We start from the raw sequence: 21925 nt of genomic DNA on the forward strand, positions 1-21925 counted from the left end.
GGGACGCCGAGCCGACGGAGGACGGGGGCCGCGCGTGCCGACCTGGCTGGAGGCGGGTGTGGGGCGGCATCGCGATCGTCAGCGGCCTGGCTGCCCTGATCGGCTACGCCGCACTCGGGGGTGCGCCGCCCGAGGCCGTCGCCGTCATCACCGCGGTGGCGGCCGGCGCGATCCTCACCATGATCGCCGACACGATGATCCCCGAGGCGTTCGAGCGCACCGGCACCTGGACCGGCGTCATCACCAGCCTGGGTTTCCTCGTCGCCTTCGCCATCGAGCAGGCGGGGTGAGCGGGCAGGGCCGAGCGGGCGGGCGTCGTCGCACGGGCTGCGAGCGCCGTCCGGCACGGGCAGGCTGACCGGCGTGAGCGACCCCGCCCGTGACCCCGAGCTGATCAGCGTCCCGGTGGAGGGCGGTGGGCTCGCCGCCCTGCACTGGCCCGCCGACGCCCCCGGCGCCCCCATCGCCGTCCTGCTGCACGGCATCACCGCCAACGCCATGGCCTGGGCGCGGGTGGCCGGCGCGCTGGCCGGGGAGTTCGAGGTGGTGGCCCCCGACCTGCGGGGCCGGGCCGCCTCGGCCGGCCTGCCCGCGCCGTACGGCATCGAGGCGCACGCGGCCGACGTCGCCGCACTCCTGGACCACCTCGGGGCGGACCGCGGCACGGGGGCCGAGGCCGCCGTGCTCGTGGGGCACTCGATGGGCGCCTTCGTCGCCGCCGTCGCCGCCGCAGGGACCGCACGCGACCGGGTGCACGGGCTGGTGCTGGTCGACGGCGGGCTCGCGTTCCCCCAGCCGCCGGGTGCCGACGTCGACGCGATGCTCGCCGCCGTCCTCGGCCCGTCCCTGGACCGCCTCTCGATGACGTTCCCCGACCTCGCCGCGGTCCGGGCCTTCTGGGCGCAGCACCCCGCGGTCGGCCCGTGGGTCGACGTCCCCTCGGTCGCGGCCTACCTGGCCCGCGACCTGGTCGGCGAGCCCCCGGCGCTGCGCAGCGCGTGCGTGCCCGAGGCGGTGCGGGTGGACGGCGGCGACGTGCTGCTCAACGAGCGGGTGCTGGAGGCGACCACCGACCTGCCGGTACCCGCCACCCTGCTGTGGGCGACCCGCGGGCTGCTCGACCAGACACCGGGCCTCTACGACGAGACCCGGCTGGCGGTGCTGGGGCTGGAGCCGAGCGGGATCACCGCCCGCGAGGTACCCGACACCAACCACTACTCCATCCTGTGGGCCTCGCAGGGGGTCGAGGCCGTCGCCGCCACCGTCCGCGAGGCCGCCGCGCGCTGAGCTCCCAGGACGCACGGGGCCGGGGGACGCGCCACGCCGGTGCGCCTTGGCAGCGCGCCCGCCCGCTGCCACGATCCGGGCACCTCCCGACCTGCAGGGCGGCGGGAGGGCGTGCCCTGAGGCGGGGGCCGGGGTCAGCCCGACGGAGAGGTGGTCCTCGTGGTGGCCCCAGGACCTCAGCCCCGACAGCGGGAGCCGCTCGACGGGACCGCCCGTGTGGCCTCCGGCGTGCTGGCCACCATGCCCGCCGCGCTGGGCTGCCTCGACCCCGCCGGACGGGTCGCGCTGCTCAACGCCGAGGGCGAGCGGCTGCTCGACCGCCCTGCCGCCGACGTGCTCGGGCGGCCGGTCACCGAGGTGCTGTGCGCCGGCACGGCCGCCGCCGTCACCCGGGCCTGCCGGGAGGCCCTGACCTCGGGCACGCCGGTGTCCCTCGAGGTGCCGGACCCCCGCGGCGGCCCGGGCTGGTCGGCGCTGCACGCCTGGCCGGTGCCCGACGGCGCCGCGTTCACCTTCGTCGACGTCACCGCGCGCCGGCAGGCGCAGCACGAGGCCGAGGCGGCCCGGCGCGCCGCCGAGGCGGCCCGGCGGGCTGCCGAGCGGGCCGGCGCCCGCACCGCGCTGCTGGCCGCGGTGACCGAGGAGCTCTCCGGCGCGCTCGACAGCGAGTCGGCGCTGGGCAGCCTGGCCCGGCTGGCCGTCCCGGCACTCACCGACGGCTGCGTGGTCACCGTCGTCGACCGGGAGGGCCGGGCGCGCGACGTCGGCTCCTGGCACGCCGACCCGGCCCGCCGCCCGCTGCTCGACCGCTACGCCGAGGTGCGCCTGGACACCCTGCCGCCGACCTCCCCCGTCGCCTGCGCGCTGCGGTCGGGCAGCGAGGCGACGGAGCCGGTCGCGGCCGTCCTCGAGCTCATGCCCGACGGCCCTGCGCGCGACCTGCTGGCCGCGCTGGGCCCCGACACCGCCGTCGTCCTGCCGCTGACCGCCGACGGCCGCGCGGTCGGCGTCCTCACCCTCTACCTCGACCCCGGACGCGTGCTGGACGACGACGACCTGGCCACCGCCCGGGAGGTCGCCGCGCAGGCCGGCCGTGCCGTCGACCGGGTGCACCGGCACAGCCAGCAGGCCAAGCTCGCCGAGGGCCTGCAGCGCAGCCTGCTCACCGAGCCGCCGACCATCGCGGGGGCGGAGGTGGTGACCCGCTACGTGCCCGCGGCGGAGGCGGCCCGCGTCGGCGGCGACTGGTACGACGCCTTCCTGCACACCGGCGGCGACCCGGTGGTGGTCATCGGGGACGTCGCGGGGCACGACGCCGCCGCGGCCGCCGAGATGGGCCAGCTGCGCGGGCTGCTCCGGGGCATCGCGCACTACAGCGCCGCCGGGCCGGCGGAGGTGCTCCGCGGCCTGGACGCCGCGATGGCCGCCATGCACGCGGGCACCCTGGCCACCGCCGCGATCGCCCGGCTGGAGGACGGCGGGACCCGGCTGCGCTGGGCCAGCGCGGGGCACCCGCCGCCGCTGGTCGCCGACCCCGACGGCACGGTGACCACGCTGTGCGACGGGCTGGGCGACCTGCTGCTCGGGGTGGACCCGACGGCGGTGCGGCGGGAGTCCACCGTGCCGCTGCGCCCGGGCGCGGTCGTGCTGCTCTACACCGACGGGCTGGTGGAGCGGCGCGACTGCGACGTCGACACGGGGGTCGGCCGGCTGCGCCGGCACCTGGCCGCACTGGCCGGCCGACCGCTCGAGCAGCTGGCCGACGAGCTGCTCGCCCGGATGCTGCCGGCCACGCCGGGGGACGACGTCGCGCTGGTGGCGATCCGCGTGCACCCGCGCGCTGACGGTGCGAACGAGACGCCCATCACTCCGGGGGGTCGGAAACGCCTGCAGCACGATTGAGCGCACAGCTGCCTGGGCACCCCGAGCGATGTCGGAGTCAGCGACGACGGGAGAGGGCAGTGGGTCGACTCGCGTGGCCGTTGCGCCCCCTACCGGACGGCCGGGGCGAGGTGTGGCGCTGGGATCTGCAGGCCGTCGCCGAGCTGCCGGCGGCGCGTGCGGTACTGCGCGCCCGGCTGGACGGCGTCGGTTACCCCAGGGACGACGACGACACGGCGGCCGAGCGGCTGATCCTGGCCTTCGACGAGCTGGCGTCCAACGCGCTGCGGCACGGGTTGTCCCCCGTCGTCGCCACGGTGATCGCCGGCAGCGGCGGCTGGCTGCTCGACGTCAGCGACCGCGACCCCGACACGATGCCCAGCCCCGCGGTCGACCGCGACCCCGCCCAGGGCGGTCTGGGGCTCTACCTGGTGGCCCGGTTGTCGGTGGCCCACGGCTGGTACGTCGACGAGGGCTGCAAGCACGTCTGGGCCTGTCTGCCCACGAGCACCGAGGACCGCGAGCCGGCGCTGAACTGAGGAAGGACCCCGTCCCTCGCACGCTCGCGGTGAGCCTCTGGACGGGGCCGGAGACGACGACGGCCCCGAGGCACAGTGCCTCGGGGCCGTCGTCGTCGTGCGCCCGGGGCGGCGGGAGGGTCTCTCCGGCGCCGTCCCGGGGCGTCTGCCCGGTCAGGGCGGTAGGTCAGGCCCCGGAGGGGATGACCAGGGAGAGCGCGCCCTTGCCGTAACCGGGGACGTCGATGGCGAGGTCCAGCCGGTTGAAGTCGGCCAGCGAGCCGGCGATGTCACCGGGCAGGTCCTCGCCCGGGGCGTAGAGCTTGTACAGCTTGGAGTGCGGCGCACCGGGCACGTTGAACAGCGCCGAGAGCACGTTGACGACCTCGTGCAGCGCCTCGGTGAGCATCGTGGTCAGCTCGCCGTCCTCCTCGACTGCGTCCTGCGCGCCACCGGGGGGCAGCAGCGCGAGGGCGGCGCCGGTGTAGGCCGACGCGCCGAGGTCCATGACGCACAGCGCGTTCACGTTCATCGACGGGTCCACGTACACGGCCACCGACACCGGCGACCGCGGCGTGGGGGTGACCGGCGCGCCCGGGGCCACGCCGACGGGCTTGCCCACCAGGCCGGTGAGCATGTCCTTGACGGCCTTGGGGTCCGGCAGGACGACGGTCAGGGGCGCGCTCATGCGATCACCCCGTCCAGGGCGTCCTTGAAGGTCTCCTCGTTGAACGGCTTGGCGATGAGGAACAGCGCGCCGGCGGCGCTGGCCCTGTCCCGCATCTCGGCCGAGCCCTCGGAGGTGACGAAGCCGAACGGGACGCCGGAGCCCGACGAGCGCAGTGCCTGCAGGCACTCGATGCCGGTCATGTTCGGCATGTTCCAGTCCGACAGGACCAGGTCCGGCTTCTCGCTCTGGACCTTGTCGTAGGCGTCGCGGCCGTCCTCGGCCTCGACGATCTCGTGGTCGTCGTACCCGGCCTGGCGCAGGGTGCGGATGACGATCTGCCGCATCACGCGGCTGTCGTCGGCGACGAGGATCTTCACAGGGACGCTCCGTTCGGGTGCGGGTTCTCGTGCTGGGGGTGGGGGGCGGGCAGGGACGGCAGGGCGCCCTGCACGGACACGGCCAGGGGCTGGCCGCGCCAGAGGACGTCGAGGCGGCAGACGTCCTCGGGATTGCGGACGGCCGGGGCCTCGCCGACCTCGGGGAGGCCCAGGGTCGACGGGCCGGGGAGGGCGGCCTTGACGTTGCCGCCGACCACGTTGGCGATCTCGCCGAAGGCGTCGGCGACGTCCTCGTGGTCCAGCAGCTCGGGCGCGGCCGCGCCGAGCAGTGCCCGGGTCAGCTCGGCGGCGGTCTGCCGGCCGGTGGTGAGGACCACGCTGCCGGTCCACGGACCGACGACGTCGACCCACGCCGACACGGTGTCGGCCGGCAGGTCGCCGGGGACCGGGACGAGCAGCTCGTCCTCGCCGACGAGGGCCGTCCACGCCTCGTTGGCGATGGCCTCGACGGTGGCCTCGTCCATCAGCGCGGTGATGACCTGGCGGGGGTGGCTGGGGCGCGCGTCCGCTTCGGGTGCGAGCGTCACAGGTGGGCCTCCTCGGGGAGCATGCCGAGCAGCGCGAGCTTGTCGCGGAGCGCGTCGGCGGTGAACGGCTTGATCACGTACTCGTGTGCGCCGGCGGCGAGCGCTCGGACGATCTGGCCCTGCTCGCTCTCCGAGGTCACCATCATCAACGTGAGGGCGCGCCAGGCCGGGTTGGCCCGGACGGCGGAGACGAACTGCAGTCCGTCCATGACCGGCATGTTCCAGTCGATCGTGCACAGGTCGGGCGCGTAGCCCTCCTGCAGCACGTCGAGCGCCTCCTGCCCGTGGCCGGCCTGACGGGTCTCGTAGCCGAACCCCTCGAGGGCCGCGCTCACGATCCGCCGCATGGCGCGGGAGTCGTCGATCACCAGTGCACGCACGTCAGTTCCCCTTCAGCGGGCGGTAGGCGGAGCTGCGGCCGATGACGACCCGCTCCCAGGAGTCGTCGACACCGAGGGTCGTCTCAGCGGCGCCGAGGAAGAGCCACCCGTCGGGCCGCATGAGGGCGCGGACCCGGCGGAGGATCGCCTGCTTGGTCGGCAGGTCGAAGTAGATGAGGACGTTGCGCAGGTAGACCACGTCGAACGGGCCCATCCGCGGCAGCGGCGCGGCCAGGTTGCACTCGCTGGCCGTCACCATGCGCCGCAGCGACGGGGAGACCTGCCACTCGGTGCCCGCCCGGGCGAAGTGCCGGACGAGCATCGCCGCCGGCAGCCCGCGGTTGACCTCGAGCTGGCTGAACTTCCCGGCCCGGGTCCGCTCGACCATCTCGCGGGAGAGGTCGGTCGCCGTGATGGAGACCCGGCTCGTGGCGCTGGGCAGCGCGTCCTCGAGCAGCATCGCGATCGTGTACGGCTCCTGCCCGCTGGAGCAGGCCGCCGACCAGATCTGCAGCCGCTCGGCCGGCCCGCGGGCCGACAGCAGCGAGGGCAGCACCGTCGAGGTGAGGGCGGTGAAGGGGTCGCCGTCCCGGAACCACGACGTCTCGTTCGTGGTCAGCGCCTCGACGATCCGCCGGGTGGACTCCGGGTTGGGCCGGGTGCGGACCGAGTCGACGAGCTGGCCGACGTCGGGCAGCCCCATGGAGCGGGCGATGGGCAGCAGGCGCGCCTCGACCAGGTACTCCTTGCCGGGGGCGAGCACGATCGCGCTCTCCCTGTGCACCAGCTGGCGGACCCAGTCGAAGCTGGTGGCAGTGAGGGTCATCGTCGTCCTCCGGCGTGGGCAGGGGCGGTGGTGGCCGGGCGGGCCGCGGGGGCCGTCGGGCCGGTGACGCGCCGGGTGATCGCCTCGGCGACGCGGTCGAGCGGCAGCACCTCGTCGGCGAAGCCGGCCGTGGCCACGGCCCCGGGCATGCCCCAGACGACGGAGGTCGCCTGGTCCTGGACGACGACCGCACCCCCGGTCTCGCGGATGCGGCCGGCGCCGATCCGCCCGTCCGAGCCCATGCCGGTGAGCACGACGCCGAGGACGGCGCCGTCGAAGGTCTCGACCGCGGAGCGGAACAGCGGGTCCACGGCGGGGCGGCAGAAGTTCTCCGGCGGCGACTGGTCCAGGGCGGTGAACAGGCCGCGGCCGCTGCGGCGGATGGTCAGGTGGTGGTCACCGGGGGCCAGGTGCACCGTGCCGGGCGCCAGCGGGGTGCCGTCGACGGCCTCGACGACGCGCAGCGGGCAGAGCCGGTCCAGCCGCTGGGCGAACTGGCGGGTGAACACCGGCGGCATGTGCTGGACGAGCAGGATCGGGACCGGCAGGGACGCCGGCAGGGTCGGCAGCACCTTCGCCAGCGCCTCGGGGCCGCCGGTGGAGGAGCCGATGACCAGGACGGCGGGCTGCTTGACCGCACCGGTGCGCGGGGCCGGCGGACGGACCGGGGCCGGCGCCGGGGCCGACGCCCGGGCGGGGCCGGTGGTGACCGGGCGCCCGGTGAGCGCCTTGATCTTCGGGGTGAGCTGCTCGCGCACGCTCTCCATGGACTGCGCGACGCTGCCGACGTTGGCCGGCTTGGTGACGTAGTCGTTGGCGCCGGCGGAGAGGGCGTCGAGGGTGGCCGACGCGCCCCGCTCGGTGAGCGTGCTGAACATGATGATCGGCACGCGGCTGCGCGTGGCCCGGATGGCGCGGACCGCCTCGATGCCGTTCATCTCCGGCATCTCGATGTCCATCGTGATCAGGTCGGGCTTGAGCTGCTCGAGCTTGCCGAGGGCGATGCGGCCGTTGACGGCGGTCCCGACGACCTCGATCGCCGGGTCCTCGGAGAGGACGTCGGTGACGATCTTGCGGACGACCACCGAGTCGTCGACGACCAACACCCGGATCGGGTCCATGCGTCCTCCGTCTCCCCGTGCGGGGTGCCGGCCAGGGGCGAGCTGGCGTTGCGGGTCGGCACCCGCCCGGGAGCCGGGAACGGGGTCCAGCCGGCGTCCGTCCGGGGTCCCGGCGGCGCCGCTGGCGGTGCCTGTCTGGGGTGTTGTCGGCCGCTCCCCCGTTCTCCTTGAGCCGATCCGGAGCATTGCGCCCAACATTTTCTCGGTGATCATGAATGCGCCGACCACTCCATTGGTGCCATTCGTCGACACGTGCACCGCGGAGCGCACGGTCAGCGCGTCGAGAACCGTCTACGGGCCTCTAGCGTCGACGCGATAGGACCGTAGAGAGAGCTCACGGGGGTGAACCGCGTCCGCGCGGGTAGCCGGTGGCCATGGCTCTCCCCCGGGTGCTCGTCCTCGTCCTCGCCGGCGGTGCCGGCGGCCGCCTCGAGCTGCTGACCGAGCAGCGCGCGAAGCCCGCCGTCCCCTTCGCCGGCGTGTACCGGCTGATCGACTTCCCGTTGAGCAACTGCCAGCACTCGCACCTGGCCGACGTCTGGGTGTCGGTGCAGTTCCACCCCACGTCGCTGTCGCAGCACCTGGCCAACGGCCGGCCGTGGGACCTCGACCGCACCGACGGCGGGCTGCTCGTGCTGCCGCCGTACCAGGGCACCGACCGCGCCGGCTGGGTCTCGGGGACGGCGAACTCGCTGTGGCGCTACGCCCCCCTGGTCCGCGACTTCGACCCCGACGCGCTGGTCGTGGTCAGCTCCGACGCCGTCTACAAGCTGGACTACCGCGAGGTCGTCGACGGACACCTCGGCTCCGGCGCGGAGGTCACCATGGTCACCACCGAGGTCGCCGAGGACGACGCGCCGCGCTACGGCATCGTCGAGGTCGGCGAGGGCGGGCGGGTCACCGACTACGCCTACAAGCCCGACGAGCCGCGCACCACCACCGCGACCAACGAGGTGTTCGCCTTCTCCCCCGGCCCGACGCTGGACCGGCTGGAGGCGCTGGCCGCCGAGCACGGCGAGGAGGGCCTCGAGGACCTCGGCACCCACCTGCTGCCGGCGCAGACCCGCGACGGCCTCGCCCGTGCCCACCGCTTCGACGGCTACTGGCGCGACGTCGGCACCGTGGAGTCCTACTGGGCGGCCCACCAGGAGTTCCTGTCGGCCGAGCCGCCGCTGGACCTCGACGACCCCGCCTGGGCGGTGCACACCCGCGGCGGCCGGCACAGCGCGGCGCGGGTGTTGCTGGACTCGGCGGTGGAGAACAGCCTCATCTCCGGCGGTACCCGGGTGCTCGGCAACGTCCACGGATCGGTGCTGTCCCCCGGCGTCGTCGTGGAGGCCGGGGCGACCGTCGTCGACTCGGTGCTGCTGCCGGGCGCGCAGGTGCGGGCCGGCGCGACGGTGACCCGCACGGTGCTCGACGACGGCGTGGTGGTCGGCGAGCGCGCCACGGTCGGTGGGGACGACGAGGTCACGCTGGTCGGCCGCCGCATCGAGGTGGAGGCCGGCAGCGAGGTCCCCGCCGGCGCCCGCTTCCCCGACCCCGAGAAGGACTGAGACCGGCCCGCTCCGCGGCGACCCCTGGGCGCGTGCTGCCCGGACGGGCGGTCAGGCAGCGACTCCCCGCAGTCGCGCGGGGTGGTGCTCAGCTCGGCGGGGGGACGGCCGCCTCCGGTGTCACCGCGATCCGGAGGGTCGCGATGCGAACAGCACCGCGAGGGCGTCGCTGCCGAGCAGGTCGGCCATGACGATGCCCTGCACGCAGCCGGCGACGGCGTTCCAGGCACCCGAGGCGGCGGCCGCGGCGTCGAAGCCGGCGTCGAGGAACGCCCGGACGGCGAGCAGCTGGGCGGTGGCGAGGGTGCGGGTGCGGCCGGAGACGTGCGCGCCCCACGACGCCTCGTGCATCGCGGTGGCCCACGGACGGCGGACGGCGCGGGAGGCGTCGACGGCGGCCATCCAGCGGGCCCGGCCGGCGGCGTCGAGCGCGCGCAGCCCGGTCAGCAGCTCCGACAGCTCGCCGGTGGCGGGGCCGAGGTCGAGCTCGGGCGTGGTCGGCAGGCCGGTCGCGACCGCGACGGCGAGCGGGCCGGCGAGCTGGCGGGCGACCAGCGGCGGCAGCACCGCAGCGGCCCAGGCGCCCACGGCGGCGTCGGCGAGGACGTCGGCGGCGGCGTCCCGGACCTGCTCGTCGACCAGCGCGACGGCGGGGTGCTCGGGGCCGAGGACGTCCTCGCGGAGCACGCGCTCCACAGCGGCGGCGTCGCCGATGGTGCTGCGCTCGAGCTGGGCGACGAGCACGGCGGTCCGGTCGGCCCCGGGCGGGAGCCCGGCGGCGTCGCGCAGGTGCGGAACGGCGGCGGCGAGCTCGCGGGCCTTGCGCGACCGGACGGCGAGGGCGGCCCGCTGCTCGCGGTCGCGACCCGCGGCCGGGTGCACCGCGGCCAGCTGCTCGAGCGCCGGCGCGTCCGCGGCCAGCCCGGCCAGCAGGGCCTCCGCGACGGCGCGGCCGGCAGGCAGGCGGACCAGGTCGAAGCCGAGCGTGGCGGCACTGACCAGCGAGTAGGGCACGGCAGGCCTCCCAGTCGACGTCCCCCGAGGTGAGGTCGACCCAGACTGACCGTGACCGCGACGCCGCGCCACGTGAGCCTCACCCGTCCGCTGGACCCCCGTGGGGTGAGGACGCGTGTGCCGCAATCCACCGTCCCTGGTCCATCACTCCCCGTACATGACCGGAGCCGGAGATGCCGCGACCCCCGGCCCGGCGACCCTCCGGAGAGAGGGGCCGCCCGACCGGGGGTCGGGGAGAGCGTGGCCGCCGGGGAAGGTCCGGCCGCGCCCGGGTCTTGCCGGCCCCGTCCAGAGGCCCGGCGCGAGCTCGCGAGCGGTGAGGAGGACGGGGTCCTGTCAGGCGCTGACGGCCTTGTGCACGTCCAGGGCCAGCAGCAGGTGCCCGTCGAGCTTGAAGGCGCCGCGGATCAGCTCCCGCGCCGACCCGTCGAGGGTGTCCGGCGGCGCCTCGAAGTCCGCCGGGTCGACGTCCACGACGTCGGCGATGGCGTCGACGAGCAGGCTGACCGCCTCGCCGTGCAGCCGGACGACGATGACGACGGCGTCGGTGCCCTCGGGCCGCGGCGGCCGGCCGAGCCGCTCGCGCAGCTCGATCGCGGTCACCACCTGGCCGCGCAGGTTGATCAGCCCGGCGACGGCGGTGGGCGCCAGCGGCACCCGGGTCAGGCCCTGGCTCTTGAGCACCTCCTGCACGTGCGCCACCTCGACGCCGTAGAGGTCGCCGTCGAGCCAGAAGGTGGCCAGCTGGCCGCCGATGGCCGGGGCCTCGGTGGGAGTGGGCAACTCAGACCTCCAGCAGAGAGGCGGGGACGCCGTGCGGCGTCAGGGACAGGGGGTCGACCGGGGCCGAGTAGAAGGCCGGGTCGGCGGCGAGGATCGCGGCGCGGACGTCGAGGAGCTCGGTCACCTTGTCGCCGAGGACGGCGGAGCCCAGCAGGCCCATGTCGTCGATGTCGCTGCGGACGGCCGCCTCGCCGTCGACGATGTCGAGGATCTCCTCGACGACGATGGCCACGCTGCGGCCGTGGTCGCTGTAGACGATCACCTCGAGGACCTCGTGGTCGCTCTCGCCGTAGGCGCCCAGGTGCCGGTCGAGCCGGACGATGGGCAGGATCGCGCCGCGGTACTGCACGACCTCCCGGTTGCCGACCCGCTCCACCGACTCGGTGCGCACCTGCTCGAGGCGGGTGACGGTGTCCAGCGGGATGGCGACCCGGCGGCCCCCGCCGATGGCGGCCAGCAGCATCCGCTGGCGCTCGGCGTCGGTCGCCGCGGCGTGCAGCGCCGCCTCGCGGGACTCCTGGCGGTCGCCGGTCTCGGTGCGCAGCGCCCGACGGGCCAGGGCCTGCACGTCGAGGATGAGCGCCACCGTGCCGTCGCCCAGGACGGTCGCGCCGGAGTAGAGGCCGATCGCCTTGAGCTGGCCGCCGACGGCCTTGACGACGATCTCCTCGGTGTTGATGACCCGGTCGACGACCAGGCCGAAGCGCCGGCCCTCCGAGCGGAGGACGGCGATGACCACGTGGCCGTCGTGCCGGTCGGAGGCCAGGCCGAGGACGTCGGTGAGCCGGACCAGGGGCAGCAGCTCGCCGCGCAGCCGGTAGACCGGCGCCCCGCCGACCTCCTCGACGGCGTTGGCGGCCTTCTCGGCGTCCAGGGACACCAGCTCCTGCAGGCTGATCTGCGGGATGGCGTAGCGGTCACCGGAGCACTCGACGGTGAGCGCCGGCACGATCGCCAGCGTCAGCGGGATGCGCAGCCGGCAGACGGTGCCCTTGCCCGGCACCGACTCGACCTCGATGGTCCCGCCGATCGCCTCGATGTTGGTCTTGACGACGTCCATGCCGACGCCGCGACCGGAGACGTTGGTGACCCTGGCGGCCGTGGAGAAGCCCGGCAGGAAGATCATCTGCAGGACGTCCTGCGGGCCCATCCGGTTGAGCGCCTCCTGGGTGACCAGCCCACGCTCGACGGCCTTGGCGCCGAGCTTGGCCGGGTCGATGCCGGCGCCGTCGTCGGCGACCTCGACCACGACCTGACCGCTCTCGTGCCGGGCGCGCAGGGTGAGCACGCCCTCGGACGGCTTGCCGAGCCGGACGCGGGTCCCGGCGTCCTCGATGCCGTGGTCGACGGAGTTGCGGACCAGGTGGGTCAGCGGGTCCTTGACGGCCTCCAGCAGGGTCTTGTCGAGCTCGGTCTCGCGACCCTCCATCTCCAGGCGGATCGACTTCTCCAGCTGCAGCCCGAGGTCCCGGACGACGCGGGGCAGCTTGGACCAGATGTGGTCGATCGGCTGCATGCGCGTCTTCATGACGCCCTCCTGCAGCTCGCTGGCGATGAGGTTGAGCCGCTGGGAGGCGCGCACCAGGTCGGTGTCGTTGGAGCGCCCGACGTACTGGACGATCTGGTTGCGGGTCAGCACGAGCTCACCGACGAGCAGCATCAGCTCGTCGAGCAGGTCGACGTCCACCCGGATGGTGCTGTCGGCGACCGCCCGGCGGGCCTGGCCGGTGCCGCTGTCGGCCGCCGGGGCGGACTCCTCGTGCGGGGCCTCCGGCTCGGGGGAAGCCTCGGCGGCCGGCGCGGGCCGCGGGGCCGGAACCGTCGGCGCGGGGACCGCGGCACCGGCGGCCTTGCCGCTGCCGGCCTTGGCCGACCTGCCGCCGCTCGCCTTGGCGGGCGCGGGCTCGGCGGCCGGGACCGCGGCCGGCGCGGCGTCCTCGGCCGGCGCGGCGCCCTCGACCGGCGCGGCGTCCTCGACCGGCGCGGCGTCCTCGGCGGGCGCGGCGCCCTCGGCCGACGGGGCCGGCTCGTCGTCCATCGCGGCGCTGATGGCGGCGACGACGGCGGACACGTCGACCGACCCCTCGCCCCCGGTGGCCTCGATGGAGGTCAGCAGCGACCGCACCGTGTCCACCATCAGCAGCAGCACGCTGGTGCGGTTGGGCGTGAGGTCGAGGGCGCCGTCCCGGAGCCGGGACAGCATGTTCTCCCCGACGTGGGTGACCTCCTCCAGTCGGTGGAACGCCAGGAAGCCGCTGGTCCCCTTGATCGTGTGGATCGTGCGGAAGATGCTGGACAGCCGCTCGCGGGAGTCGGGCTCCTGCTCGAGGGCGACCAGGTCGGTGTCCAGCTGGTCGAGGTTCTCGTGGCTCTCGACCAGGAACTCCTCGACGATGTCGTCCAGACCGTCCACGTTGCTCTTCTCTCTCGTCTCCGGTGCAGCACGCTTCGGAGGGGTCATCGGCCGGGTGTGCGCTGGACTCAAGCCCAACGGCGCGGGACCGTCCCGCGGGCGGAGCCGGGGCCGGCGCGGCGGGGGAAGCCGCCGCGCCGGCCCGGGGGACTCAGTAGGTGAAGCGGGCAACGCCGGTGCGCAGCTCGGCGGCCATCCGGGACAGCTCGTCGACCGCGGTGCGGGTCTGGGTGAGCGCCTGGGTGGTCGACTCCGCGGCCGTGGAGACGCCGGTGATGTTGTCGGCGATCTGACCCGAGCCCTGCGCGGCCTCGCTCACCGACCGGCTCATCTCGCTGGTGGTGGCGGTCTGCTCCTCCACCGCGCTGGCGATGGTGGTCTGCCGGTCGGAGATCTGCGCGACGATCGAGCTGATCTCGCCGATCGCGGCCACCGCGGCGGTGGTGTCGCCCTGGATGGCCTCCACCCGGCGGGCGATGTCCTCGGTGGCCTTGGCCGTCTCCTGGGCCAGCTCCTTGACCTCGTTGGCCACCACCGCGAAGCCCTTGCCGGCCTCACCGGCCCGGGCGGCCTCGATGGTGGCGTTCAGGGCCAGCAGGTTGGTCTGCTCGGCGATCGAGGTGATCACCTTGACCACGTTGCCGATCTCGGCCGAGGACTCCCCCAGCTTGGCCACCGTCGCCGTGGTGGTCTCCGCGGCGGTCACCGCACGCGCGGCCACGTCGGAGGCCTCCGCGGCGTTCGTGGCGATCTCCCGGATCGAGGCGCCCATCTGCTCCGCACCCGCGGCCACGGTCTGCACGCTGCGGCTGACCTCCTCGGCCGCGCCGGCCACCACACCGGACTGCGCCGAGGTCTCCTCGGCCGACGCCGAGATCTGCGCCGAGGACGCGCTGAGCTCCTCCGACGAGGCGGCCACCGCATCCGCCGAGGACGCCACCGACCCCAGCACCGTCCGCAGGCTCCCCACAGCGGTGTCCAGGGCCTGCCCCATCCGCCCCAGCTCGTCCTTTGACGTGAGCCCGCTGGACCTGGTGAGGTCGCCCTCGGCGAGGGCCTGGGCGACGGTCTGGACACGCTGCACATCCCGGCGGATGGCGCGGGCGATGAGGACGCCGAGCGCCAGGGCGACCAGCGCGCCGACGACGATGCCGACGAGTAGCACGGTGCGGGTGCTCTCGTAGCTTGCGGTCGCCTGGTCGGCGCTCTTGGCCGCGTTCCCCTGGCGCACCTTCGACAGCTCGTCCAGGTCCGAGATGACCTCGGTCGCGATCGGGCTGACGGTCGCGTCGCGCTGCAGCGACCACTCCACGAGCCGGCCCTGGTCGGCGAGCGCGTCGAGCGCCACCATCGCGGCCTTGTACTGCTCGACGCCTTCCAGCACCTCCGCGATCAGCTGGCGCCCCTCGGCGGTGGGCTTGGTGTCGAGGTAGTGGTCGGCTGCCGCGGCCAGGTCCTCGTAGGCCTGGTTCCGCTGCTCGAGGAACTTCCGCCGCGCGGCCGGGTCGGCGGTGATCGCGTAGTTGACCGCTGACAGCCGCAGGGCGAACAGCTGCGAGCGCGCGGCCTCGACCTCGACGGTGCCGATGAGTTCCTTGCTGTACATCGTCTCGGTGGCGTCGGCGGTGTCGGAGAGACTCCGGAGCCCCACGACGCCCACGCCGACGGCGACGAGCACCGCGATGGTCACCGCGGAGAGGATCTTGGTGGTGATGCTCAGGTCGCGAAATCTCGCGACGAGGCGGGATGTGGACACGGGGCTGGCTCCGGAGTGTGTCGTGAGGAGGAGTGGCCGAGCACCCGATCGGGCGCCGGAAGGCATGGTGCCGCACCACATAACTGCGCCGTTGCGAATTGCGGCGTGTCGTTCCGACCACCCAAGAACTGTTGACGACCGCCTTCCGGATGTCGACACGGCGCCGATCCGACCCGCTGGAACTGGAATGGCGCGGCGGCACATCGAATGGCCCGCCGCACCGGGTCGGTGGGTGGACTCCCGATGCTGGGGCACAGCTCCGCGGCGGTCGTGGCGCCTCTCCGGGATCGAGGCGCCATCCGCTCTGCGCCGGCGACTCCGCCATCCGGCCGAGCTCGTCCCGGGTGGCGACCTCCGGCGCGACGGTCAGGTCCCCCCGGCGAGGTCGTCCACCCACCGTTGCACGGCCCCGTGTGGTCCCGGTGATCGCGCTCGTGGATCTCCTGCCGGCCGTTGCGCAGGTGCTCGATGCGGTTGACCGCCGCAAGGGCGAGGACGAGATCCACCACCGCGCTGAACGCGGCGAGGGAGGCGATCTCCACGCCGATCGGACGGTCGGCGAGCACGCGGACCCGCGTCGGTCCGCTCAGGGCTTTCTGATGGCACTCACGGCATCTCCCCGATTGTCGGGCATCACTCGTGCGCACGGGGTGTCAACGACGCGTAACGGGACTCTCCGGTTCTGCGCGTATGTCCGCGGTGTGGTCCGAATCGGTCCGATCACCCATTCCGGAGCGCGGATCTGTCGACGCGGATGGCCGGTGGAGCCGACCGCACGACGACGGGGCGGTGATCCCGCCGGGGGATCACCGCCCCGTTCCCGGAGCCGGCGGCTCAGTACGTGAAGCGGGACACCCCGGTGCGCAGCTCGGCGGCCATCCGGGACAGCTCGTCCACCGCGGTGCGGGTCTGGGTCAGCGCCTGCGTGGTCGAGTCGGCAGCCCCGGAGACGTTGCCGATGTTGTCGGCGATCTGGCCGGCGCCGTCGGCGGCCTCGGTGACCGAGCGGGACATCTCGTTGGTGGTCGCGGTCTGCTCCTCCACCGCGCTGGCGATGGTCGTCTGCCGGTCGGAGATCTGCCCGACGATCGTCGAGATCTCCGCGATGGCCGCGACCGCCGCGGTGGTGTCGCCCTGGATCGACTGCACCCGCTTCGCGATGTCCTCGGTGGCCTTGGCCGTCTCCTGGGCCAGCTCCTTGACCTCGTTGGCCACCACCGCGAAGCCCTTGCCCGCCTCACCGGCGCGGGCGGCCTCGATGGTGGCGTTCAGGGCCAGCAGGTTGGTCTGCTCGGCGATCGAGGTGATCACCTTGACCACGTTGCCGATCTCGGCCGAGGACTCCCCCAGCTTGGCCACCGTCGCCGTGGTGGTCTCCGCGGCGGTCACCGCACGCGCGGCCACGTCCGAGGCCTCCGCGGCGTTGGACGCGATCTCCCGGATGGAGGCGCCCATCTGCTCCGCACCCGCGGCCACGGTCTGCACGTTCCGCGAGACCTCCCCGGCCGCAGCGGCCACCACGCCCGACTGCGCACTGGTCTCCTGGGCCGAGGAGGAGATCTGCGCCGACGAGGCCGACAGCTCCTCCGAGCTCGCCGCCACCGCGTCCGCCGACGCGGCCACGTCGGCGAGGACGGCGCGCAGGCCCGCCTGCGCCTCGTCGAGGGCCGCAGCCATCTGCCCGACCTCGTCCCGCGAGGTGACGCCCGAGGAGGCGGTGAGGTCACCCGCGGCCAGCGCCTCCAGTGCCACCTTGACCCGCTGGACGGGACGGGTCACCGAACGCATGGTGAGCCAGCTGATCGCCAGGATGAGGGCGACACCGACGCCGGCCATCGCCAGGGTGAGGCGCTCGGTGCTGTCGATGGTGTCGGCCAGGCGGACCTCGGCGTCGTCGGTGGCCGACTCGAGGGCGTCCTTGGCGGCACCCACGGCGCCGTCGGTCAGGTCGTTGGCGACCTGGATCTGCGCGTACCCGGCGCGGGCGGCGACCTGGTTGGCGACGGTGGAGTCGATGAAGGCACCGATCGCGGTCGTGTAGCCGTCGAAGCTGTCCTCCAGCTCCGCCTCGGCCGCAGCGGCCTCGCCGGTCAGCGCGATGCCGGACAGTTCGGCGAGCAGTTCCTCCGCGGTGGCCACGTCGTCGTCCAGCTCGGCGAGGGACTCGGCCGGGACCTCGCGCACCAGGGCGCGGAAGGCGTCGACCTTGAGCTCGCTGGCTCGCGTGTCGAGCTGCAGGACGAGGCCCTCCGCCTCGGCCAGCGCCGAGAGCTCCTCGTTGACGTCTCGCACGCTCGAGTTGCCGACGACCACGGAGCCGACGACACCGGCGAAGGCGACGACGACGACGCCGACCAGGGCGCCGAACTTGACCGACAGGGGACGGTCGGCGAACCAGCCTCCGGAACCTCTGGGAGGAAGGGGGACGGCGGACGTGGACATGGGTGCTCCTGAGGGCGTGAGGGCTTGCGACACGGTGGCCGCACGTCCGGCAGAATGGCGTCCTCGGCGCTGCCCGTGCGGTGTGTCGCAATGGTGGAGCAGTTCCGGTCCCGTATTCGCCGTACGCGATGGAGTGTCGCACCACGCGCCCCAGAAATGTCGGTGACCACATTTCCGGTGCCCGTTTGTCGACATCCGATGGGCGCCCGCCCATTCCCCGGCGCACCCTCGCAGCCGGGCGGAGGTCAGGCCAGCAGGTCGGCCAGCGCCCCGAGCAGCACGACGACGGCGGCCGGGTCGGCGACGCGGTACCGGGCCGCTGTCTCGCCCTCACCCACCTTGACGGTGAGGTCACCGGGGGAGAGGGCGCGGAAGGCGTCCTCGTCGGTGCGGTCGTCGCCGAGGTAGACCGTCGCGGCGGCACCGAGATCGTCGCGGAGCCTCAGCAGCGCGGTGCCCTTGTCGGCGTCGGTGACCGCGAGCTCGAGCACCTCCTTACCCGGCTTCTTCGTCAGTGACGGATTCGCCGCAGCGTCGGCCTGTTCCAGCAGCGCGGCTGCGGCGATGCGGTCGGTCACCTGCCGCACGTGCACCGCCACGCTGGCCGGCTTGACCTCCAGCCGTGCGCCGGGCACTGCCGCGACGAGCGGGGCCAGCCGCTCGCGGAGCGCGTCGCGGCGCGCCGCGAGCTCCCCGGTCAGTGGACCGTCGTACTCGGCCCCGTGGCTGCCGATCCAGCGGTACGGACCCTCGAAGCCGCTGACGACGCGCAGGTCGGCCACGCCTCGGCCGCTGACCAGCGCCACGGTGACCCCGTCGACGGCCCCCAGCCGTGCCAGCGCTCCGGCGACGCCCGGCACGGGGGCGGCGGCCGCCGGGTCGCCCACCAGGGGCGCGAGGACGCCGTCGTAGTCACTGGCCACCAGCAGCGGCCGCCGTCCGGCCACGGACGCCAGCGCCTCGGCCAGGTCCGCCGGCAGACCAGCGGGGGAGGGGAGGGGGGGCTCCGGCCGGGTCACGCCTGGGCCTGCAGCGCCTCGAAGAACGAGCTGGCCCAGTGTTCGAGGTCGTTGCGCGCCAGGTGGCGGCGCATCGCGCGCATCCGCTTGGCCGCCTCGGCCGGTTCGACGCGCAGCGCCCGCAGCAGCTGGTTCTTCACCCCGGCGATGTCGTGCGGATTGACGAGGAACGCCTGCTTGAGCTCGGCAGCGGCACCGGCGAACTCGGAGAGCACCAGGGTGCCGCCGAGGTCGCTGCGGGCCGCGACGTACTCCTTGGCCACGAGGTTCATGCCGTCGCGGTACGGGGTCACGAGCATGACGTCGGCGGCCCGGTAGAGCGCGGCCAGCTCCTCGCGGGGCACCGACTGGTTGATGTAGTGGACGGCGGGCCCGCCGAGGGTGCCGAAGACGCCGTTGATGTGGCCGACCTGCTGCTCGATCGTCTCGCGCATGTGCACGTAGTGCTCGACGCGCTCCCGGCTGGGCGTGGCGACCTGCACCATCACCGTGTCGGGGACCTCGACGACGCCGTCCTCCAGCAGCTCCTGGAAAGCGTTGAGCCGGACGGCGATGCCCTTGGTGTAGTCCAACCGGTCGACACCCAGGATGATCTTGCGCGGGTTGCCCAGCTCGTTGCGGATCTCCTCCGCCCGCTTGACGACGTCCGGCCGGTTCGCCAGCTCCTCGAACGCCGTGACGTCGATGGAGATGGGGAAGGCGCGCGCGGTGACCGTGCGGCCGTCGTACTCGATCGTCGAGCCGCGGGTGGGCAGGTCGTGCAGCCGGCGGGCCAGCTGCACGAAGTTGGCCGCCGCGGCGGGCCGCTGGAACCCGACCAGGTCGGCGCCGAGCAGGCCCTCGACGATGGCCGACCGCCAGGGCAGCTGGGTGAACAGCTCGTAGGGCGGGAAGGGGATGTGGAGGAAGAATCCGATGGTCAGGTCCGGACGCTGCTGGCGCAGCATGGCCGGTACCAACTGCAGCTGGTAGTCGTGCACCCACACGATCGCGCCCTCGGCGGCCACGTCGGCGGTGCGCTCGGCGAAACGCTTGTTGACCTGGACGTAGGTGTCCCACCACGTCCGGTGGTACTCGGGCTTCTCGACCACGTCGTGGTACAGCGGCCACAGCGAGGCGTTCGACATGCCCTCGTAGTAGCGGTCGACCTCCTCCTCGGACAGCGGCACGGGGACCAGCGACATCCCGCCGGACTCGAAGGGCTCGGGGGCCTCGCCGGCCGACCCGGACCAGCCCACCCAGGCGCCACCACGGCCGGCCACGAAGGGCTCCAGCGCGGTCACCAGGCCGCCCGGGCTGCGCTGCCAGCGCGTGCTGCCGTCGGGGTCGGTGACCTGGTCGACCGGCAGCCGGTTGGCCACCACGACGACGGGGCTGTCCGCCCCTCCGTGTCCTGCTGCTGTCCCAGCCATACCGCCCCTGACCCTACTGAGCGCCGGCGCGAACGGCAGCGCCGGGCTCACCACCCGGAGGCCAGTCCGTACCCCAGAGCGGCAGCCCCCACCCCCAGGACGACGGTGGCGAGCACGTGACCCAGGCCCCGGGCGAGTCGGCGCTGCTCGACCATCCGCACCACGTCGGCGCCGAACGTCGAGAAGGTGGTCAACGTGCCGCAGAAGCCGGTGCCCACCAGGACGACGACCGCCGGGGGAGTCGCGCCGGCCCCCAGCACCAGGCCCAGCAGCGCGCTGCCGACCACGTTCACGGCGAGCGTGCCGCGAGCGGGGTCGCGCCCGCCGCGGGTGGCCAGCCGGGTGACCAGCAGCCGCAGCGGGGCCCCGACGAGTGCGCCGGCCACCACGAGCAGCGGCGTCACCGGGTGCGGGCGGCCCGCACCGCCAGGACCCCGGCGGCCACGGCGAGGACCCCGCCGGCGACGGAGAGGAACACGTAGCCGCCGGCCAGCAGCGGCTCGCCGACCTCGGCCAGTCCGACCACCTCGACCGCGAACGCGGAGTAGGTCGTGTAGCCCCCGAGCACGCCGACGGCGAGGAACGGCCGCACCCACGGCGGCTCGGGGGAGCGGGCCGCCAGGAGTGCGATCAGCGCGCCGAACAGCAGGCAGCCGGTGAGGTTGACCAGCAGCGTGGCCCACGGCCAGCCGCCTGGGGAGTGCGGCAGCGCCGTCGCCACGCCCCAGCGGGCCAGGGCACCGAGCGCGCCACCCAGCGCCGCGAGCAGGTACGCCACGGTCCTGTCCTCCCGTCGTCCCGACGATGATGGCGCCCGCGGTGGCGACACGCCGTCGGCGTCGGCACGTCGCCACCGCGGTGGCGGGACGGCGCGGGTCAGGAGAGCGTCTGCTCCCGTGCCGGCCGGCGACGGCGCCACAGCGGCTCGAGCGCCGCCAGCTCCTCCTCGGTCGCCACACGGAACGGGCTGGTGGTGGGCGACGGCAGGGCGTGGCGGGCCTGGCCGCGGGTGGCCCGCAGGCTCAGCCAGACCGAGACGCCGAGGATCGTGGCGATGACGGCCAGGCTGATCGTCGTCGGGATGTAGTAGATGTCGATCTTGAGCAGCATCTTGACGCCGACCCACATCAGCACCAGCGCCAGGCCCACCTTGAGGTAGACGAAGCGGTGGACGAGGTCGGCGAGCAGGAAGTACATCGCCCGCAGCCCCAGGATGGCGAAGGCGTTGGCGGTGAAGACGAGGAACGGCTCGTCGGTGACCGCGAAGATGGCCGGGATGGAGTCGACGGCGAAGACCACGTCGGTGACCTCGACGAGCACCAGCACGGCCAGCAGGGGGGTGGCCAGCAGGACACCGTCGCGCCGGACGAGGAACCGCTGCCCGTGGTAGGCGTCGGTCATCGGCACGTACCGGCGAAACAGGCGCAGCGCCCCGGACCGCTGCGGGTCGATGTGCTCGTCCCGCTGCCGGATCATCCGGTAGCCGGTCCAGAGCAGGAACGCGGCGAACAGGTACAGCACCCAGCCGACGCTGCTGATGAGGACCGCGCCGCCGGCGATGAACAGGCCGCGCAGCACCAGCGCGCCGAGCACACCGAGGAAGAGCACCCGGTGCTGGTACTCCCGCGGCACGGCGAAGAACGTGAAGACGATGGCCCAGACGAAGACGTTGTCCACGGCCAGCGACTTCTCGATCAGGTACCCCGCGAAGTACTGCTGGCCGAGCTCGGCGCCGTACGCCCACCACACCCAGGCGCCGAAGCCGACGCCGATGACCACCCACACCGCAGACCACGCGGCCGCCTCGCGCACGCCGATGACGTGCGCGCGGCGGTGGGCGAACAGGTCGACGGCCAGCATGCCGACGATGACGCCGAGCACGGCCAGCCACAGGGACAGCGAGACGTCCACCGGGAACCACC

At 74.1% G+C, this 21925-nt stretch carries 21 protein-coding genes; 5 read left to right on the top strand and 16 right to left on the bottom strand.

Going from position 1 to position 21925, the window contains the following annotated elements; translation table 11 throughout:
* Positions 1-56: 56 nt before the first annotated feature.
* From ACWIX3_RS03605 to ACWIX3_RS03620, 4 genes are all read left to right on the top strand, one after another.
* A complete protein-coding gene (locus ACWIX3_RS03605; protein WP_448610714.1) occupies positions 57-290 on the top strand; it encodes a hypothetical protein in 234 nt (77 codons plus the stop codon).
* Positions 291-363: 73 nt separating this feature from the next.
* The gene (locus tag ACWIX3_RS03610; RefSeq protein WP_448610715.1) at positions 364-1287 is read left to right on the top strand and encodes an alpha/beta fold hydrolase; all 924 of its coding nucleotides are present in this window, start codon (positions 364-366) and stop codon (positions 1285-1287) included.
* A 216-nt stretch (positions 1288-1503) separates the two neighbouring features.
* On the top strand, positions 1504-3189 hold the full coding sequence (locus ACWIX3_RS03615; protein ID WP_448610716.1) for a SpoIIE family protein phosphatase: 1686 nt from the start codon (positions 1504-1506) through the stop codon (positions 3187-3189).
* Between the two features lie 59 nt (positions 3190-3248).
* Complete coding sequence (locus ACWIX3_RS03620; protein ID WP_448610717.1) at positions 3249-3707, top strand: ATP-binding protein; 459 nt, start codon at positions 3249-3251, stop codon at positions 3705-3707.
* Between the two features lie 166 nt (positions 3708-3873).
* On the opposite strand, the gene ACWIX3_RS03625 is transcribed toward ACWIX3_RS03620, so the two are convergent.
* Genes ACWIX3_RS03625 through ACWIX3_RS03650 form a run of 6 tightly spaced genes read right to left on the bottom strand, consistent with a single transcriptional unit; the run spans position 3874 to position 7608 of the window.
* Positions 3874-4374, bottom strand: a complete 501-nt coding sequence (locus tag ACWIX3_RS03625; protein WP_448610718.1) for a hypothetical protein — start codon at positions 4372-4374, stop codon at positions 3874-3876.
* Positions 4371-4733 (bottom strand): response regulator, encoded by a 363-nt coding sequence (locus tag ACWIX3_RS03630; protein WP_448610719.1) that lies wholly within the window; start codon positions 4731-4733, stop codon positions 4371-4373. Before ACWIX3_RS03630 ends, ACWIX3_RS03625 begins: the two co-directional genes overlap by 4 nt.
* Entirely contained in the window at positions 4730-5281 is a 552-nt protein-coding gene (locus tag ACWIX3_RS03635; RefSeq protein ID WP_448610720.1) for a chemotaxis protein CheX, read from the bottom strand. The genes ACWIX3_RS03630 and ACWIX3_RS03635 overlap by 4 nt, the downstream gene beginning before the upstream one ends.
* Positions 5278-5661 (bottom strand): response regulator, encoded by a 384-nt coding sequence (locus ACWIX3_RS03640; RefSeq protein ID WP_448610721.1) that lies wholly within the window; start codon positions 5659-5661, stop codon positions 5278-5280. Before ACWIX3_RS03640 ends, ACWIX3_RS03635 begins: the two co-directional genes overlap by 4 nt.
* Before the next feature lies 1 nt (position 5662).
* Positions 5663-6487, bottom strand: a complete 825-nt coding sequence (locus ACWIX3_RS03645; RefSeq protein ID WP_448610722.1) for a CheR family methyltransferase — start codon at positions 6485-6487, stop codon at positions 5663-5665.
* Complete coding sequence (locus tag ACWIX3_RS03650; RefSeq protein ID WP_448610723.1) at positions 6484-7608, bottom strand: protein-glutamate methylesterase/protein-glutamine glutaminase; 1125 nt, start codon at positions 7606-7608, stop codon at positions 6484-6486. The genes ACWIX3_RS03645 and ACWIX3_RS03650 overlap by 4 nt, the downstream gene beginning before the upstream one ends.
* A gap of 374 nt (positions 7609-7982) precedes the next feature.
* Between ACWIX3_RS03650 and ACWIX3_RS03655 the strand changes: the two genes are divergently transcribed.
* Positions 7983-9164 carry a glucose-1-phosphate adenylyltransferase family protein gene (locus tag ACWIX3_RS03655; RefSeq protein ID WP_448610724.1) on the top strand — a complete coding sequence of 394 codons (1182 nt, stop codon included), beginning with the start codon at positions 7983-7985 and terminating at the stop codon, positions 9162-9164.
* 120 nt (positions 9165-9284) lie between these two features.
* On the opposite strand, the gene ACWIX3_RS03660 is transcribed toward ACWIX3_RS03655, so the two are convergent.
* The 10 genes from ACWIX3_RS03660 to ACWIX3_RS03705 form a co-directional block, all read right to left on the bottom strand.
* A complete protein-coding gene (locus tag ACWIX3_RS03660; RefSeq protein ID WP_448610725.1) occupies positions 9285-10178 on the bottom strand; it encodes a hypothetical protein in 894 nt (297 codons plus the stop codon).
* Positions 10179-10514: 336 nt separating this feature from the next.
* Positions 10515-10961 (bottom strand): chemotaxis protein CheW, encoded by a 447-nt coding sequence (locus ACWIX3_RS03665; RefSeq protein WP_448610726.1) that lies wholly within the window; start codon positions 10959-10961, stop codon positions 10515-10517.
* A 1-nt stretch (position 10962) separates the two neighbouring features.
* Positions 10963-13374: a chemotaxis protein CheA gene (locus tag ACWIX3_RS03670; protein WP_448610727.1), complete on the bottom strand. Its 2412-nt coding sequence runs from the start codon at positions 13372-13374 to the stop codon at positions 10963-10965.
* A gap of 151 nt (positions 13375-13525) precedes the next feature.
* On the bottom strand, positions 13526-15130 hold the full coding sequence (locus ACWIX3_RS03675; RefSeq protein WP_448610728.1) for a methyl-accepting chemotaxis protein: 1605 nt from the start codon (positions 15128-15130) through the stop codon (positions 13526-13528).
* A gap of 834 nt (positions 15131-15964) precedes the next feature.
* The gene (locus tag ACWIX3_RS03680) at positions 15965-17572 is read right to left on the bottom strand and encodes a methyl-accepting chemotaxis protein (RefSeq protein WP_448610729.1); all 1608 of its coding nucleotides are present in this window, start codon (positions 17570-17572) and stop codon (positions 15965-15967) included.
* A gap of 245 nt (positions 17573-17817) precedes the next feature.
* Complete coding sequence (gene otsB, locus ACWIX3_RS03685; RefSeq protein WP_448610730.1) at positions 17818-18591, bottom strand: trehalose-phosphatase; 774 nt, start codon at positions 18589-18591, stop codon at positions 17818-17820.
* Positions 18588-20003: an alpha,alpha-trehalose-phosphate synthase (UDP-forming) gene (locus ACWIX3_RS03690; RefSeq protein ID WP_448610731.1), complete on the bottom strand. Its 1416-nt coding sequence runs from the start codon at positions 20001-20003 to the stop codon at positions 18588-18590. The genes otsB and ACWIX3_RS03690 overlap by 4 nt, the downstream gene beginning before the upstream one ends.
* Before the next feature lie 47 nt (positions 20004-20050).
* Complete coding sequence (locus tag ACWIX3_RS03695; RefSeq protein ID WP_448610732.1) at positions 20051-20407, bottom strand: fluoride efflux transporter FluC; 357 nt, start codon at positions 20405-20407, stop codon at positions 20051-20053.
* A complete protein-coding gene (locus tag ACWIX3_RS03700) occupies positions 20404-20781 on the bottom strand; it encodes a fluoride efflux transporter FluC (RefSeq protein ID WP_448610733.1) in 378 nt (125 codons plus the stop codon). Before ACWIX3_RS03700 ends, ACWIX3_RS03695 begins: the two co-directional genes overlap by 4 nt.
* A gap of 98 nt (positions 20782-20879) precedes the next feature.
* Positions 20880-21914 carry a TerC family protein gene (locus ACWIX3_RS03705; RefSeq protein ID WP_448610734.1) on the bottom strand — a complete coding sequence of 345 codons (1035 nt, stop codon included), beginning with the start codon at positions 21912-21914 and terminating at the stop codon, positions 20880-20882.
* Positions 21915-21925 lie beyond the last annotated feature (11 nt).

Source organism: Geodermatophilus sp. URMC 60, from assembly GCF_053502585.1.